Source organism: Aulosira sp. FACHB-615 (genome assembly GCF_014698045.1).
Lineage (GTDB): Bacteria > Cyanobacteriota > Cyanobacteriia > Cyanobacteriales > Nostocaceae > Nostoc_B.
This window is the reverse complement of record NZ_JACJSE010000005.1, coordinates 46,857-64,734: the sequence shown is the minus strand read 5'-3', so window position 1 is coordinate 64,734 and position 17,878 is coordinate 46,857. Positions and strand designations below refer to the sequence as shown.

9 protein-coding genes are annotated in these 17,878 nt (G+C 41.2%); 3 read left to right on the top strand and 6 right to left on the bottom strand.

Annotation, left to right across the window (positions count from 1 at the left end):
- Positions 1-316: 316 nt before the first annotated feature.
- Together H6G77_RS09910 and H6G77_RS09905 are read right to left on the bottom strand one after the other, a co-directional pair.
- A complete protein-coding gene (locus H6G77_RS09910) occupies positions 317-1,927 on the bottom strand; it encodes a M48 family metallopeptidase (protein ID WP_190871477.1) in 1,611 nt (536 codons plus the stop codon).
- A gap of 388 nt (positions 1,928-2,315) precedes the next feature.
- On the bottom strand, positions 2,316-4,709 hold the full coding sequence (locus H6G77_RS09905) for an endonuclease MutS2 (RefSeq protein ID WP_190871476.1): 2,394 nt from the start codon (positions 4,707-4,709) through the stop codon (positions 2,316-2,318).
- 669 nt (positions 4,710-5,378) lie between these two features.
- Between H6G77_RS09905 and H6G77_RS09900 the strand changes: the two genes are divergently transcribed.
- A complete protein-coding gene (locus tag H6G77_RS09900; RefSeq protein ID WP_190592845.1) occupies positions 5,379-5,789 on the top strand; it encodes a hypothetical protein in 411 nt (136 codons plus the stop codon).
- Positions 5,790-6,310: 521 nt separating this feature from the next.
- Here H6G77_RS09900 and H6G77_RS09895 read toward each other — a convergent pair.
- Complete coding sequence (locus tag H6G77_RS09895) at positions 6,311-8,233, bottom strand: glycosyltransferase family 39 protein (protein WP_190871644.1); 1,923 nt, start codon at positions 8,231-8,233, stop codon at positions 6,311-6,313.
- A gap of 171 nt (positions 8,234-8,404) precedes the next feature.
- A complete protein-coding gene (locus H6G77_RS09890) occupies positions 8,405-9,031 on the bottom strand; it encodes a hypothetical protein (RefSeq protein ID WP_190871475.1) in 627 nt (208 codons plus the stop codon).
- 717 nt (positions 9,032-9,748) lie between these two features.
- Here H6G77_RS09890 and H6G77_RS09885 point away from each other — a divergent pair.
- Positions 9,749-10,081 carry a DUF565 domain-containing protein gene (locus tag H6G77_RS09885; RefSeq protein WP_190592847.1) on the top strand — a complete coding sequence of 111 codons (333 nt, stop codon included), beginning with the start codon at positions 9,749-9,751 and terminating at the stop codon, positions 10,079-10,081.
- Between the two features lie 37 nt (positions 10,082-10,118).
- Positions 10,119-11,162, top strand: coding sequence for a glycerate kinase (locus H6G77_RS09880; RefSeq protein WP_190871474.1), 1,044 nt, complete (start codon positions 10,119-10,121; stop codon positions 11,160-11,162).
- 107 nt (positions 11,163-11,269) lie between these two features.
- On the opposite strand, the gene H6G77_RS09875 is transcribed toward H6G77_RS09880, so the two are convergent.
- Complete coding sequence (locus tag H6G77_RS09875) at positions 11,270-12,253, bottom strand: diguanylate cyclase domain-containing protein (RefSeq protein WP_190871473.1); 984 nt, start codon at positions 12,251-12,253, stop codon at positions 11,270-11,272.
- Positions 12,250-16,947 (bottom strand): PAS domain S-box protein, encoded by a 4,698-nt coding sequence (locus tag H6G77_RS09870; protein ID WP_190871472.1) that lies wholly within the window; start codon positions 16,945-16,947, stop codon positions 12,250-12,252. The genes H6G77_RS09875 and H6G77_RS09870 overlap by 4 nt, the downstream gene beginning before the upstream one ends.
- Positions 16,948-17,878 lie beyond the last annotated feature (931 nt).

The window sequence follows — 17,878 nt, the reverse complement described above, 5'->3', positions numbered from 1 at the left end:
AAACTGTTCTAGCTAGGGTATCAAATTATGAGGTGATTTGCAGCGATTTTTTGGCAAGTAACTACAAAGATGTTTCAGGTTATCGTTAGAGCAAAACACGATATGGAAAAGCGCGAACAGGGGAAGAAAGATTTTCTTGTGAATAACTGACTAGATGAGCCTGAGATAATCCAGCAGCAAGATAATTTTGAGGTGATATTCAGTAAGCGATCGCTATTTTTGCTTTCACAATCCCTGGTAATGGAAATTTACCCCAATTTATCTGCGTTTGATCTGTCTATTGTCCAGAACCTCATTCTTACTGTTAATGTTTCAACTAACGATATAATCCAGTATGAGAAAATAATTTTCTATAATAAAATTGCTCAATCTGATTTCGATAATGCTTAACTCTGTCTGTATCGCCCTGCTCATAATCTAAGAAATCAGAAATTAGTATATAACCTGAAATTGTCATTTCTATATCACAACTCACAGCATTTTCGATATAAGTAATTCCCTGACTATCCTGTTTTGACAATAAAATTTTTCCTAATAAAAAATTAGCTGGTGCATGATAAGACTGTTCAGTTAAGAGATTTTGCAGTAAAGGAATAGCCGCATCGCCTCCTCTGATTTCTGCTGTCCAGTTACAGAGGTTCCATTTTTCCTCAAAAGTTAATTTATGAACTTCCGCTTTTTGCTCTAATTCCCATAATTTAGGTTGAATATCTTGGAGGAAAGTATGACGATTTTCCCAGAAGATAATATTAGCTTTTTGCCACTCTTGATTTTTTTGTGTTAAAAGGTTTTCTAAAAAATCTTTGCCAAATAGTTCCTCAGCAGCAGAAGTTGTAATTGCTATGTTTTCATAAGACTGTACATGATATCCTAAAGCATTTAGTCTTTCAGATAAGCAAGGATGAGTGTCACTGGTATCAGTCTTCTCGGCTAAAGCGGCTTTTAACCATCTTTGTTGGCTATCAGCAGGAATTTTGTGATGCAAAGCTTGGGATAACAAGTATATAGCATCAGGGGGTTGTGGAGTCCAATCTGCCTGTTGATATATTTCCTGCCAAAAAGACCTATTGATATATCTGTTTTTGACAGCCATGTTAATTAGTGCCTGAGCAAGATATTGTTCACCTACTAAATCTGCTGCATAGCTATCTGCTGCATATTCATTCATCCGTGAAAGGACAAATGAGTAAGCAGTAAATATAGAGACAAACCAATCAAAAAAGTACCCAAAGACAATAAATCCTAACCCATTCGCTATAAGTATTAAAAAATCAATAATCGCCACTCCAGACTGGGGCTGTTGTTGTTGCTTATACAATTGTTGTAATAATTGAAGCCAGATATAACGAATTCGATAAATCCAACCAGCAAAACGACTATGTTTGCCAGATAAATGTCCAAATTCATGAGCGATAACTGCACGCAATTCCTCTAACGTTAATGCTTGCATCAAGGGCAAACCGAGAATTATATAATTCTCAAACCAGCCAAAAATACCTAAACGCGGTCTTTGCATAACGGCAGCATTGAACTCATTGACTAACAAAATATTGTGGAATTTTGGAGTTTCTAAAATATCAGAGAGTTCATCTACTAATTTAAATAGTTGTGGTACATCACTACGCCGTAACTTTTTTCCTTTAGGTTTAGGAATTCTGACCCAAAGTGAGCGCAAAATATTTACTGATAGTACAATAGCTATGATGAAAGTACATCCTAAAAATAGAGAACCATACTCTTGAGAAGTTGGCTTGATTAAACCAACAGTGACTATGATCCATAACAGAAAAGACAAAATTACCAGAATGTATCCATAACCTATAAATACTAAAAAAACAACACGCTGTTTGAAGTGTTTTGGTTTTTGATAGGCATTACTCTCTAATTTTTGTACTAAGTTATCAAATTGCTCTTGTGTCAGAACCATCAGATTTACTCTAGTAGTTGGATGAAATGTAGCATACTACATAGATAATAAAATCTGAATAACGAAAAAAATATCTGCCAGAAAATGTAATTTGATGTTGGGAAAACTTAGCGATCGCTCAATTGTTTTTTATAGGACTTACAGGCAAAATTAAGGGTTTGGGTAAGGATGTAGGGGTAATGTATGCAAAACCCTTACACCCCTACCCCAGCCTCTACAGATAAACTTTGTGCATCAGTCCTGGGCTAATATAGGAATCCGGTTTGATTTCTGAATTTATTTGTGTAGGTAGGGAATAGGGAATGGGGAGTCGGGATTAGGAAAGAAGCCTGATCTGAATGTACTGATTTTTTTCCCAAATCAAATATGAGTCCTATATTGATCAAGCTTAAGAAACGTGAGCAATAGTAACACCACTACCACCATCAGCTTGTTCTGCTGGTTCGTAACTGCTGACTCGCGGATGTTGTTGCAAAAAGGCGTGAACACCTTGACGCAATTTCCCTGTGCCATGTCCGTGAATAATCCAGATGGGGCCATTCGCTTCGGAAATGGCTTTGTCTAATTCAATTTCGGCATCGGCTACTCGCTTACCCCGCAAATCTACTGTATTTTTCGAGGTACGAATGGCTGGTGCGGCTTGGGGAGGCGGAGTGGTTGGTGCTGGTGTTGGTTTGGGTTTGACAATCGGTTCGGCTTTTTGTCCATCGAGAGATTCGATGTCTTGCAATTTGACTGTCATTTTCATAATGCCGAAGCGGACGTTTAACTCGCCATCTTCATCGGGGGCGGTTAAAACCTCCGCAGTTTGTCCAAATTGGGAAATACGGATGCGATCGCCCACCTTGGGCATAAACCCAATTTTCGGCTTAGGTGCTGGTGCTGGCTGGTATTTCTGAGTAATTTGATTTAACGCATTGGTGGCTTGTTGGGCATCTTGGGCGGTGGGTGTACCTTGTTGCAAGCGGCGAATGACTTGGGCTATTTCACCTTTGGCTTGGGCGATCGCCTGTTGAACTGCCATTTCCTGAGAAACCCGCAATGATTTTTCCCGTTCTTCTAAGGATGCGGCTTTGTCGGAAACTTCTTTATATAACCGTTCCGCTTGTTGTAATAATTTTTGGGCTTCGGCGGCTTTGGTTTCTTGGCGACGGCGTTGGGCTTCTAACCCGGCAATTACTTGGTTAACTTCGTCCGAAGCTTCACCGACTTGGGTTTTGGCATTTTCTACTACTTCTGGTTTTAAGCCTAAACGCAGAGCGATCGCTAAAGCATTAGAACGTCCCGGAATCCCCCACAATAAACGATAGGTTGGTGATAAAGTCGCTTCATCAAATTCTACCGAGGCATTTTCAAACCGCGCATCTTCGTACTTCAGGGCTTTGAGTTCCCCGAAGTGAGTTGTGGCTATGGTTAACTGGGCGTGTTCCGCGAGATATTGCAGAAGTGCGATCGCTAAGGCGCTACCCTCGGCTGGATCTGTCCCTGCGCCTACTTCGTCGAGTAATACGAGGGAGTGGGGAGTTGGGAGTTGGGAGTCGTTTTCTAAAGCATTTAAAATCCGGCTAATGCGGCGGATATGCCCGGAAAATGTTGATAAACTTTGCTGGAGAGATTGTTCATCACCGATATCTGCTAATATCTGGTCAAACCAAGGCATTTCCACAGGTTCGCGGGCGGGGATGAATAAACCCACCTTTGCCATTAAGGCTGCTAAACCGAGGGTTTTTAAGGTGACAGTTTTACCGCCAGTATTCGGCCCCGTAATAGTCACTACCTTAATATGGGGACTAACCAGTAAATCTACAGGAATTACGCCGTGTCCTTGTTCGTGCTGTTGTTGCCAAACTAACAAAGGGTGACGCAACTGGCGTAAGGTGATGATTTCTTTTTCGTCACGGTTAATAAATCTGGGGGGATTTGCTTTTAGCCAGTAACTATAACGCGATCGCGCCGCCGCTAAATCTAAGGTAGTCACAATTGCTAGTAGCCTTTCTAAATCTGGGGTGACGGCTGCGACTTGCTCAGTCAAAACACGACGTATCGCTTCTTCTTCTGCTTGCTCTCGCTTCAACGTTTGTCGCAACTGATTACCCATCGGCACGATAGAATTAGGTTCCACGTACAAAGTCACGCCACTGGTAGAAGTATCGTGAACAATACCGGGAATTACATCTTTGTGACTGGCTTTGACTGGGATCACAAAGCGATCGCCCCGTTGCGTAATTAATTGTTCTTGAACAGCGTTGGATTTTGCTTGTAAAATATTATGCAGTTTTTGGTTAATTTGACTGCGTAATCGCCGCAAATCTTCGCGGATTTCACTCAGCTTTTGACTAGCACGATCAGCTACAGTCCCCCGTTCATCAATACAACGATGGATTTCCTGTTCTAATTCTGGGTAAGTGCGTAAATCGGCAACTAACTCAGTTAATACTGGTATATCTTCTTGGTTATCAATTACACGCCGTAAATTTCTCGCACCAGCCAGGGTAGTTGCGATCGCCAGTAATTCATCGCCAGCCAAAATCCCTCGGAGTTCGGCGCGTTCGATAGAATCGCCAATATCTTGAATACCATCAAAAGATAAGCTTGTAGTCAGCCGACTTTCCAGTTGGTAAACTTCTTTAGTTTGTGCTAATAACTGCTCACTGACTGACTGTGATGTCGGAATTGGTAAATTAGTGGATGCGATCGCCCCTAGCTTAGTAGCCGCAAATGTCGCCAAATGCTGGCAGAGGCGATGCCATTCGAGTAGTTCTAAAGTTTCCGCTTGGATCAAGGCTGCAACATCTAAAAAAATCTTATATAAAATTATCGTAACAACAGAGTCGCCTTTACAGCCAATATCAGATGATGCACTTGCTGGGGTGGGATGGGATAGAGGCGATCGGCTTGAGATTATCAGTACAGCAGTAAAGTAATGTTTTATGCAACGCCATTTGCAAAAGTCAAGTCCAGAAAATTTTGATTAGTCTAATATTTTAGGCTGGAATTAACCTTGATTTTCAACAAGCGTTGATTCATACCTCCTGCGTTAAAGGTTCGCCAGTGAAAAAATTTTCCATTCTTGAATAATTTAATTTTTAGAAGTCCTCACAATCGCAACCAATTCCCGACAGTGTGAAGTAAACTGTTATTTTGAATTCTGTCTCCTGAATTCTGCTGGATTAGCTGTATGGGGTAATAACCATTAACATCTTGCCTGGGAATTGACATAAAATCACAAACAATGAATAATCCTGGGATACAAGGTGCAGTTTTTCAGAGTGATAGCTGAGTACAGCAAACTGTTTACCATCAATTACTTACGTATGCTAGATTGTTTTTTAACAAAAACATACGTGTAGCAATCTCAGAAAAATGAAGTAATATGACAGCTAACTTATGCTGTAACTAGCCGCAGTAGACTGTTGATCAACTTGTTCCAAGTAAAGTTATTTTTAGTATTATGAACGCCTTCCAACCATCAAGACAGCCGTTACAACCTATACAGCAGCCTCGAACTATTCCTCGACCAAAACGGCATCTTCGTCAACGTTCTCATCAAATAATGGCGATTGAAACCACATTCAAGGTAGGAGTGAATTTGGCAATTTTGGGAGCAACTGCATCCGCCCTCACACAACTTCTGCCTTATCATTGGTCACAGCAAGAAAGGTTGCGTGAAGTTCGCACGGAAGTCAAAATCATGGAAGGACGTGTGAGTACTTTACAGGCAGAATTTGTTCGCAACTTTGATCCCCGCCAAACTAAAGCGATCGCTGAACAGCAAGGATATAGATTTGCACCTAATCAGCGCCCAATTGTATTGGTAAATCAAGACGGCAAAGAAATCGATGTCATCAATTCTTTACCCTAAGCAAAGTTTTGCTGGATGTGAGGAATTAGGATGATTGCCATTCTTGGTAACTATTCAGAATCCAGAAGTCAAAAAGGCGAGAGATTATTAATAACCAGCACTATTAGACTGTAGCAATCCTATTTGATGTGTGAATACAAGAGACAAGGTATACAAGTTGATCATTCATTTAGGACTGCTATATGAAAATTTCTATCTAGATTCTGAATACTGAAATTTTGTAATTATTACTATAAATATTTGCCTATATAGATATATACAGAATATATAAATCCAAAATATTAGGAAAATTTAAATACGTAGGAGATATAGGAATCCGGTTTGATTTCTGAATTTATTTGTGTAGGTAGGGAATAGGGAATGGGGAGTCGGGAGTAGGAAAGAAGCCTGATCTGAATGTACTGATTTTTTTCCCAAATCAAATATGAATCCTATATCAGCAACAGCGTAATACATCCGATATTACACCCTTTTCCTACGAGGAAAAGGGCTGATGGTGAGGTCAAAAGCACTCGTCGAATTCACGTTTCTTGAATAATTCGGTGAGATTTTTGTTCAGGTACTATGGAAATATCTTGCTTTTGTGGCTGCATTTTTTTGAAAGAAATTCTAATCAATTGATAAGCACCTTTAGAAGCCAAATTTTCATAATCATCAGGCTGTAAATCAATTCTGACAAGGTTTCTGTGTTCTGCTAAAACCAATAATGAATGTGATTTAGGAGGCGTATTAATTTGATTTTTAATATAAACCACAGCCTCGCTAGTCAATTTGATAAAGTTAACTTGTTGATGACTGTAGAAAACAACACTGGGTTTTTTAAAGCCAACCATGACGATTTCTTCGTTTGGTTGTTTTACCTGAGACAAAACAGCAGAAATTTCTCTTAAAGGCATTTGTCGTTCTTGATCCATCAAAAACATTGCAGGCATCAAAACCACAATCAAAAATGCCACAAACCCCAACAAATTTACACCAATAATTCCTTGCCAACGTCGAGTAATTATTAAAAATGCCACACTGATGGCAGTTAATAACCAAATATAACCCCCTAGTTCTGTAACCCCAGAATTTTCCAAGGTCTGACGAAAGTTAGGCGCGGCTTGATCAGTACCTAGTAACTGGGTGATTTGAAACATCGCCACAGATAAGGCTGAAAACAACACAACATTTGCCCAGCCACTGAACCAGAATAATTTCTGCGGAGTGCGAGAACTAGAAGCAGATGTTGTGGGGAAGCAATCACTCCATAATAAAGCGATTAAAATCGCAGCTGCTGGCATCAGGGGTAAAACATAACTAGGTAGTTTGGTAACAGCAATTGTGAAAAAACCAAACACGCCCAAAAACCAAACCACAGCAAATAAACCTAATTGTTGAGAGCGTTCTTGGCTTTGCCATTGCGATCGCTGCCAAAATTTGAGTCGGACAAAGGCTGCGGGTAAATACACAGAATATGGTGCAAAACCTAACAACACTACCAAAAAATAAAAATACCAAGGGGCTGAATGACCATTGACTACTTCTGTAAAACGGTCGATGTTGTGGTAGCCAAAAAACGAATTAATATAATTCCAGCCATTGTGCCAAATTACCAAGGCATACCAAGGAACTGCTAAAGCAAAGATAATTAGCACCCCTACAAACGCCCGCATTTCGCGCATAACTTCGCGGAACTTGCCCAAGTACAGCAAAAAAGCCAAAATTACGATCCCCGGTAAGACGATACCCACCGGGCCTTTAGTTAAGATTGCTCCAGCAATGAGAACATAACAAGCTAAATACCATTTATTAGGGAGTAGGGAGTGGGAAGTAGGGAGTGGTGTAACTTCTCCTCCACTCCCGACTCCCGATTCCCGACTCCCAGTTTTACTTGCATAGCCCAGAAAGAAACATAACAAAGCGGAAGCTATGCAGCCAGTTAGTAACATATCTGAGACACCTGTTCTACCCCAGACAATCATCTCAGGATTGAGTGCCATGACAGCTGCTGCGATCGCGGCAGTGACGTAACGACGGGTAGGACGCTGAATCTGTTCGGCTGCATCTTGCTTTGCCAGATGCCACTGTACAGTATAAAAAGCCAAACTAATAACCGCAATTGCGGCGATCGCCGAGGGGAGGCGCACCGCCCATTCATTGACACCTATGATTGAGTAGGCAAGTGCCTGACACCAGTAAATTAAAGCAGGTTTATCAAACCGAGTCACACCATTAAAAAAAGGTGTAATCCAATCACCAGTGACAAACATTTGTCGGGATGCTTCCGCAAACAGTGGTTCTGTTTCATCCACTAAGCCCACATTGCCTAAATTCCACCCATAGCCGATCCAACCAATCAGCATCAACCACAAAACCGATAAAGTCACTACTAGAGATGGACGCTGTGCTACCTTGTTGAACCATTGGTCAACAATGTGGAAATTACTCAATTTCATCCTCATTTGGTTATTAGTCAACAGTCAATAGTTATTAGTCGTTAAAAAGAGGGATTTTGTTCTTAACAGAGAGCAGTAAGTGTAGTCAGAACCCCAACTTTTTCAAGAAGTCGGGGTTCTAGCAACATCAAACAGTCATCAACTAAACACTATCATCTATAGACTATCGACTTTTGACTATGGACTGAGTACCAACAGCCATTCTTTCGTTTCAGCATTCCAAGTTGGTAAGGAACTTTCCCCCACAACATAAGGCCCCCAGTAGCGTCGAGAACCATCTTGAGCAAACGCAACTAAAATATCGCCTTTTTCTAGCTTCAGATTGCCATTGGGTAAAGAAAGCAGCAAACCTTTACTACTGCCTTCTTGTGGTGCAAAATCCCAATGGGCAGGAATATCGGTCTGACTAGTAGTTGGACTTTTGCCTTTTAATTGCCTTGCTAACAAAGCTAGACGCACAGGCTGATCAGTTTGATTACTCATCCGCAAAGTACCTTGGTTTTTGGTATTACCAGCCCCATTCGGACGGTTGACCAAAATAGCCTGGACTGTGCTAGTGCTTGGTTCTACTTGGTTAATGGGAATTGTTGTATTATTAGAAACATTTGTCGAAGTAGTTGTAGCATCTAAAATCGGCAATTCTGCATCTTTGTTTGACTGCGGAGTATTAGTAGATGCTGTATCAGATGTATCAGGATTTGTAGTCTCAAATGACACACTTAAATCTAAACATCCCATCAGCAATCCAAGCAGCCCCAAGCAACAAGCCGTAACAGCAGCCTTACGATACACCTGAGATTTCATTTTGATATTGGTTAGAAATAATTATTTGTTTAGTCTTGGCCAAATCTTAGCCTATTCTCTACCTTGAGGAAGAAAGAAATTTGCTGACTTGTCTACAATAGATTCTCGTGAAATGACGTGATGCAATGTATCCTACTTATCATTTCTCTGAAATCACCATTGGCATGAATGATTACTTTAATTTTACTGAAAGACGCTGGCTATATGTGATTGTTCCGTGAGCTTTTCCCGTGGGTTCTCAATTTTAAGCAAATGATATTACATAAATCTAAATATGAAACAGTATAATTACAGATAAAAGTTTTTTGCTAGGGCGTAGTCTGAACAACAAGATATCTGTTGTCAAACCCTGAGAAATTTGGGAGGAAAAATATTTACATTTTTTAACAATTCTTGATTCAGGATGGCAGAGTCTTTCTGTTCAGCCTTTCTTCCCACTCCCCGACTATATTATAGCGTTTCTCATTCTAGTGAAGTACAAGCAAGAATAATTAACCGCAGATGGACGAAGATGGGCGCAGATAAATTTGTACCTCAGTAGACTAGGAAAGGCTATAATCGTATTTGATTGGTGAAAATCGAGAGGCTCAGATCCCCGACTTCTTGAAGAAGTCGGGGATCTTTTGGTTCAGTAATGATTTAGGACTGCTATATTAGGAAATCAAACCGGATTCAGATAATATTCAATTAATCTGAATAATTGAGAATATTTGATGAATGCAAAATACACGAATTAATAATTTACTAGATGCTATTGCTAGTAGTCTCAGCCAAATATTTCGGAATCCTTGGCGTAGATTGTCGCTACTAATTATTAGTTTTTTGTTTGGCTTTTTTCTAGGAACAGCTATTTCGACAATAGCAGGACAAAAAGCAGAATTAGATATTTTTGTTGCAGCGTTTCTAGTGATGTTAACCGAGGTTACTAGCCGAATATTTTACAGTCGGGGCTTGTTTAGCAGAAGGGCGCTTTGGGTAGATTCTCTAAATACTCTCAAGGTGGGTTTTACCTACAGTTTGTTTGTCGAAGCCTTCAAGTTAGGCTCATAGAAAAATTGGTCATTGCTGCTTTTGAGGAAAATTATCGATGTATTCTTGGTTGGGGGAGATTATAGCAGAGGAGGTCTCAGAATCAACTTGGCAGCAAGCAAAAGCCGCAGCACTAGCTGATATTTCAAGGGCGAAAGCATTTGGGATCACATCAGCAAATGTGGATGTGATGATCCAAGCCCGATCGCAGTTACTCAAATCTGTACTGCCAGATTTTCGGCAATTTTACCAAACTAACTTGCGTGCCGACTATGAAGCCATGTTAGCGGTGTTGTGGGATTTATGGCTACCTCTGGGAATGAAATTAGCCGCACACCGTCAAAGCCTCAACCGTCCTTTGATTCAAGGAATTTTAGGAGTCCAAGGTACAGGCAAAACTACTATGTGCCAAGTTTTATCCTTGATTCTCCAGCAGTTGGGATACCGCAGTTTAAGTTGGTCGTTAGATGACTTATATAAAACTTATAGCGATCGCCTAATTTTATTACAGCAAGACCCCCGCTTGATTTGGCGGGGGCCTCCAGGAACCCATGATGTAGATTTGGGTTTAAATGTTTTAGAACAAATTCGTCAAGGCGAAACTTCTGTTACGGTTCCCCGGTTTGATAAATCCCTTTATGCTGGTGCAGGCGATCGCACCACTGCCGAAATTGTTACCAATATAGATATCGTATTATTTGAAGGTTGGTTTGTTGGTGTCCGACCTATCGACCCCAAAGCCTTTGAAATTACGCCACCACCAATAATTACCGATGCAGACAAAGCATTTGCTCGTGACATGAATCAGCAACTGAGCAATTATCTGCCATTGTGGGATTGCTTAGATAGCTTGATTTTGTTGTATCCTACCGATTATCGCAGTTCCTTAGAATGGCGCAAACAAGCAGAACAACAGATGGTAGCGGCTGGTAAATCGGGAATGAGTGACTCACAAATTGAAGAATTTGTCAACTATTTTTGGCGATCGCTCCATCCAGAATTATTCCTCAAACCGATGCTGCGATCGCCTTCAGTTGCTGATGTGGTAATTGAAATTTGTCCAGATCGGACTTTTGGTGCAGTTTACCAAACTGAGTGCTGAGTGGGAGTAGACAAGGTAGAGGGGGGAGACAAGGTAGAAATCTTGCTTCCTTGTCCCCCTTGTCCCCCTTGTCCCCCTGCCTCCTGCCTCCTGCCTTCCCACAAATATCATGCACCCCAACGAGGCAGCGAAAAATTAGCAGATACTTGCTTGGTAGACTGGCGAAAGCGATCGCGTCCTTCGATTTTGGCCTGATATAAAGCGCGATCGGCGGCAGAAATTATATCTTGAAAGTCAGAACCAGGTTGAGGGATATCCTCGGCGACACCAGCACTAATGGTTACATAAGCACTAACTTGGGAATTGCAATGGGGAATTGCCAACTGCCGCACCACGGAGCAAATTTTGTCTGCCAAAATTGCGGCTCCCTGCATCTCGGTTTTGGGTAGAATCACAGCAAATTCTTCCCCACCATAACGAGCGACTAAATCGGCGGGGCGTTTCACACTTTCTTTGATAGCTTGTGCTACTTTTTGTAGACAGCGATCGCCTGCCCGATGTCCATAGGTATCGTTGTAAGATTTAAAGTAATCCACATCACATAAAATCAAAGATAACGGTAATTGCTCCCGCGCCATTCGCTGCCACTCTTGGGAAAAATATTCTTCAAACTTTCTCCGACTGGCAACTTGAGTTAAACCGTCAATTGTGACTAGTCTTTGTAATTCTTGGTTAGCGGCTTCGAGTTGTTGTTGTAGCTGAGATTGTTTAATCAAGCGTTTGACTCGTTGGCGCAACACAGGCCAGTGAATTGGTTTAGTCACATAATCAATTGCACCTGCATCAAAGGCATGATCAACTGATTCTTGATCTTCCAACCCCGTAATCATTAATACTGGTGTATGCTTGCCTGGCTCGAAAGATTGCAACCGCAGACAACACTCAAATCCGTCCATACCGGGCATAATGGCATCTAGTAATACTATTTGGGGTTGCAGTTGCTCAAACAAGATTAATGCTTCTACACCATCACGGGCTTCGGCGATTTGATAGCCTTCTCGCTCTAAAGCTAGTCGTAGTTGGGTACGGATAAACGGTTCATCGTCAACAATCAAAACTAGAGATTGGTTTTTTTGAAAGATGGTTGTCACGATCCCGCCTCCAGTTCTAATTGCAATTCTGTTTTGACTTGCTCATACTCTTGCTGAAGTTGTGACAAGATGTCTGCACATCCTGAAAAATCATGACTTCTGCCTTTAGCCTCTAACTGCTTACACAGTTTGCTAAGATTAGTTGCGCCCACAGAAGCACTACTAGACTTGAGTTTGTGAGCAGTTTTCCACAAAGTTTCGGCATCTTCAGCTACTACAGATGCTTGAATTTCTTGGATGAGTTTGGGGGCTTCGGAAAAATAACAGTGCAGAAGTTCCTGTAATGCCGCCTGATCTCCTGCTAACATCTGACGCAAAGACTGTAAAACTTTGTGATCAATTGCAGATATTACTAAATTTGGTGTTTTGGGTTGGCGGGGGCTGAAATTTTGGATTTGTTTTGGTGCTTTGATCAACGCGCTCGGCTGACATTTACTCAGGGCTTGGACTAACTCTGCCATTTGTATGGGCTTGCTGATGTAATCATTCATTCCCGCCGCCAAACAAGCTTCGCGATCGCCGCGCATCGCGTTGGCTGTGATTGCAATAATATAAGGACGAACACTCGCTGCCCATTGCTGAGAAATAATTTTACTGGTTTCTAGTCCATCCATTTCTGGCATGTGAATATCCATCAACACTACATCATAGGGTTGATGTTGTAAGGCTTGAATCACTTCGCGCCCATCTGCTACCACATCTGCTTGGTAGCCCATTTTTTGCAACATCAATATTGCTACTTTCTGGTTTACCAAGCTATCTTCCGCAACTAAAATCTTGAGAGGGACTTTTTTTGCTAAAGCATCACACCTGCAACTCTGAGAAGGTGCAGTATCAGATGTTAGCAAGCGATCGCCACAAGTATGAGTCAAAATGTAGTGGAGTTGGGATTGTTTGATTGGTTTAGTCAAACACACTACTAACCCCAGATCATCAAATTCTGGACTAATTTCTGGTGAGCCTAAAGCAGTTAATAATATTAAGGGCAGATTTTCTCCCCCAGGCTGTTGCCGAATTGTTTGTGCTAATTGAAGCCCGTCAATATTGGGTATGGGTAGATCCAGAATGGCAACATCAAACTGAGTTCCCTGGGACAGCAAACTTAAAGCAGCCTCACCGGATTCGGCAATATATGTTTGCATTTGCCAAAACTGCACTTGCAAGCTGAGGATTTTACTGTTGGTAGGATGAGCATCTACAATTAACAGCCGCTTACCAGCCAAAGGAGTCAAGGCTGTTGTGATTTCTCGTGATGCGTCATCGGTAATAATTTTGCTGGTAATGGTGAAGTAGAAGGTAGAACCATCATCAAAGGAAGTCGCAGAAACAGGCTTGTTACTCTGCCATCCAGAATCGGGATGACCACCAATACAACCACGACTCTCCACCCACAAACTACCATTCATCATCTCACTTAGGCGCTGGCTAATCACCAGTCCCAGCCCTGTACCGCCATAAAGTCTCGTCATTGAGGGGTCAGCCTGGGTGAAGGGTTGAAACAGCCTTGCCATTTTCTCCGGGCTGATCCCAATACCTGTATCTTGGATGCTAAAGAGAATTGAGCAGCTAGTTTCTTGATTTTGAGTTTCTATGTGGTTGGCGTAGACAGAAAGTACAACTTCTCCTTGTTGGGTAAATTTAATGGCATTGTTGAGCAAGTTCATTAAAACTTGGCGTAAGCGGGTAATGTCGCCAATGATTTGTGTGGGAACCTGGGGATGGATGAGATAAATTAGCTCGATTTGTTTTTGGGCGGCTTTGGGCGCGAGAATGTCAATGACTTGTTCTACACAAGCTTTTAAGTCAAAGGGTTTTTCTTCGAGTTCTAGTCTGCCGGATTCAATTTTGGAGAAGTCAAGAATATCGTTGATGATGGTGAGTAACGCGTCTCCACTGGTATGCACTGTTTCAACAAAGTCGCGTTGTTGGGGATTTAAGTCTGTATCTAATAACAGTTCTGTCATCCCAATGACTGCATTCATGGGGGTGCGAATTTCATGACTCATCATGGCCAGGAATTCACTTTTGGCTCGGTTGGCGGCTTCGGCTTGACGTTTTGCTTGTTCTAGAGCAGAGTTTTTCAGGGAGAGTTCTTGGCGTTGGCGGGTTTCTTGTTCTAATAAATGGGCTTGGGCGAGGGCAATGCCGACTTGGGCGGCGACGGCTTCTAGTAATTCAATTTCTGCGGTTGTCCATTGGCGAAAATAGCTGCACTGATGTAAGCCGATCGCACCATTGGGTTCTCCTTGATATGATGTGCGGACTGCTAACATAGACTTTAAGTCCATTGCTCGACACATTGCTTGGGCAGTTTGGAGTAAAGGATCAGCGTACACATCATCAGAAGCGATCGCTTTATCCTCTCGCATCATCTGTTCAGTATGAGGATTACCAATGACAGCAATTTCCACTGTTTCCTGACAAGTGTAGGTGGGAAAATTATTATACTCTGCAACCAAGGGAATATTTGGTGTAGGTTCACTTATATAAGCGTGAATTAGGCAACGTTCCACTTGAAATGCTTGGCCAATCTGCACGGCGGCGGTGGCAAAGATGGCTTTACTATCGAGGCTTTGGCGGATTTGTTGGGTGATTTGTTTTAATAGCAGTGTTTGATGCAATTGTCGTTGCAAGGCTTGTTGGGCTAATACTCGTTCGGTGATGTCATGGTTAAAACTCACAATGGCAATGGGTTCGCCTTGCTCATCTTGTAAGAAAATAACTGTAGTTTCACAAATGCCTTGACTGCCATCTTTGCGGATAAATTCAATTTCTCCAGACCAACGGCCATGTTGGTGAATATCTGGCAAAATCTGGGGTATGACTTTGGCAAAGGCGGCTGGTGTATACAAAATACTGGTGGTTTTGCCTAAAATTTCCGCTTTGCTATAGCCAAACATCCACTCAGCTGCACCGTTCCAGTCGATAATTTTGCCTGTTAAATCGGTGATGATTACGCCATCGTACATGTTCTCAAAGATCAGGGCTTGGCGCTGTAGGTTTAATTCGGCTTGTTTGCGATCGCTAATGTCGGTGTGAATCCCAATAAAATGAGTTAGCCTACCAGTCTCATCGTGAATTGGGGAAATACTCAATTCATTCCAAAATAAGCTGCCATCTTGGCGGTAGTTCCGTAACAAGACTTGGCAACTCTTACCTGTTTTCATCGATGCTTGCAGTTGTTGAATGGCTGGCTGTTGGGGGTCTGTACCAGGCAAAAAGGCACAGTTATAGCCAATAATTTCTGTCGCACTATAGCCTGTGATCATTTCAAAGGCCGGGTTGACGTAGATAATTGGTTGATTGGGCAGTCTCGCATCTGCAATTGTAATCCCATCACTGGCCGCCGCTAAAGCACGTTCCCGTAATCTTAAGGTTTCTTCTACAAGCTTTAAATCGGTAATCTCAAACATAAACCCCCTAAGTATCACGGGGGTTCCAATGTTCTTGACCACATTCACAATATTTCGCAACCACACAACTCGCCCATTGGCGGTTAACATTCGGTATTCAAATTCCCGATTTTCTCCCTTAGCTACAGTTTCTTGATAAATTCCCATCGCTTGTTCCCGGTCATGGGGATGCAAATGATTTAGCCAAAAATTTTCTTGGTACCATTCTTCTATGGGATAATTCAATAAAGCTTCTACCTGTGGCCCTACATAGGTAAATCGCCAAGTTTTGATATCAAATTCCCAAGGAATAACTTTGACTGTTTCCAGCAATTCTCTGAGGTGGTTTTCACTGGCGCGTAAGGCAATTTCGGTTTTTTTCTGCTCACAAATGCGGTTGGCTAGTTCTTGATTGATGCTGGCTATGTGCTGATTGCGTCGTTCACTACTCTGAGCAAAATAAATCAATAATGTTAATGTGCCAGCAATGATTAGCCCAGAAACTAAGACAACTAATGGCAGTGGCGATCGCAAGTTAGTTAATAATTCTAAAGAAGGATAAACTATCAGTTGCCAGTTGATTCCATATAAGTCCAAATTAACTGTTTTTTGCCAATCTAATAGCTGTGTTGGTAAAAAATTCTGTCCGTAAATTAACTTGCTATTCTCGAAGATTTGAATTTGATAACCTTGGGGTAAATGCAATATTGCATCTATTAACGATTGCACTTGAAAAATCCCCACAATCAAGCCATCAAACTGCTCCCCAATCCACAAGGGTAAATATGCAAAAAATCCTGGCTTGTCTTCAAAAAGCTCAAATGTCGGTGTAAAAATTGTTTGGCGGCTGTTGCGTGCTGTTTCTAGTGCTATGCGGATTTGAGGTGTTGGGCTGGTTATTAAAGTCTTGGTAACTTGATGGCTGACTTCGGGTACAGTCCATTGCAGACGCAATAATGGATCAATCCATCCCAAGGTTTGGTAGCCACCGAAGTCTTGTATGTAAGCTGCTGCTTCGGTTCGCCAATTTTGCCGATCTAAAGCCTCATGCAGTTGCCAGTGTTTTCCCATGCGCTCTAGTGCTAAAATCCGCATATTTACTTGGGCAGTTAATTCGGTTTTAATGGCGATCGCTTGTTGTTGAACCATCTGCTGAATATGGTATTGCTCTTCAACCACTAGCCTCTGCCAAAGCACAAATACTGCAATTGATACAACAATCCCCACTAGGAATGGCAGCAACTCTCGTTTGCTGAAAATTTCTCTTGCTGGAAATTGATGATATCTGTGCTGCCTAACCACTTATTCATCCTCTAGCACTTTCAGCATTTGTTTGAATGATTATTACTTTAAAATTTATGAATATTTATTTTACAATATCGACATTTTTTAAAATAGAATTTTATTGTATTTTTGTAATCCAATAATTAAATTTTGCTTACATTTTTCCGTCCGAAACAACCGAATTTTCCTCTGGTAAATAAAAAGATTTATTTTTAATAAAAAAATATTAACAAAATTTTATTGTTCGCAATTAGTATTTTTTATTTTTGTTAAACTCGGCATTTTCACAACAACACCTATCATGTTATTAACCATATATTTGCTCAGTTTGACTAATAAAACTGAGTGAATTGAGTTTATCAACTTGATAATTGCTGTTAAGTTAAAAGGTAAAACATGAAAAGCAAATTTAAGAGTTAAGACGCAAAATCCATGAAAAAATTGTCTTGATGTCTAGCATATTTACTACATAATTTACCAGACTATTCCGATTTATCATACCTAAATTCATATATTTTGAAGAATAAAGCATAACAATAAATCTTTGTAGTGAGTTCTTAGCTTTCTACCTCATTACTTGGGAAAATACTGTAGCATTAATAACAATATACATATAGGACTAATATTTGATTTTTGAACAGATACGTAGGGTGTGTTAGCGATAGCGTAACGCACCTGCTACCAAGGCTTTTGGTGCGTTACGGCTTACGCCTAACACACCCTACATCTACTTAGATTTTTTCAGAAATCAAATCGGATTCCTATATAACATCCGGTGTGATTGCCAAATTTACTTGTGTATGTTTAAGAAGTCAGGAGTCAGAAGTTGGTAAATCAAGGTTTATCTAGACTATAAGTCATAACACTTTGACTACTTCTGACTTCTGTATCTGTGTAAGTATTCAGTACCCAGGAGTCAGAAGTCATAATTTAGAGGTATTTAGTAGAT

Excerpts from the sequence above, each read along its gene's own strand:
- H6G77_RS09885 (WP_190592847.1), top strand. The coding sequence starts at position 9,749 with ATGCAAAATACACGAATTAATAATTTACTAGATGCTATTGCTAGTAGT.
- H6G77_RS09900 (WP_190592845.1), top strand. The coding sequence starts at position 5,379 with ATGAACGCCTTCCAACCATCAAGACAGCCGTTACAACCTATACAGCAG.
- H6G77_RS09895 (WP_190871644.1), bottom strand. The coding sequence starts at position 8,233 with ATGAGGATGAAATTGAGTAATTTCCACATTGTTGACCAATGGTTCAAC.
- H6G77_RS09880 (WP_190871474.1), top strand. The coding sequence starts at position 10,119 with ATGTATTCTTGGTTGGGGGAGATTATAGCAGAGGAGGTCTCAGAATCA.
- H6G77_RS09890 (WP_190871475.1), bottom strand. The coding sequence starts at position 9,031 with ATGAAATCTCAGGTGTATCGTAAGGCTGCTGTTACGGCTTGTTGCTTG.
- H6G77_RS09910 (WP_190871477.1), bottom strand. The coding sequence starts at position 1,927 with ATGGTTCTGACACAAGAGCAATTTGATAACTTAGTACAAAAATTAGAG.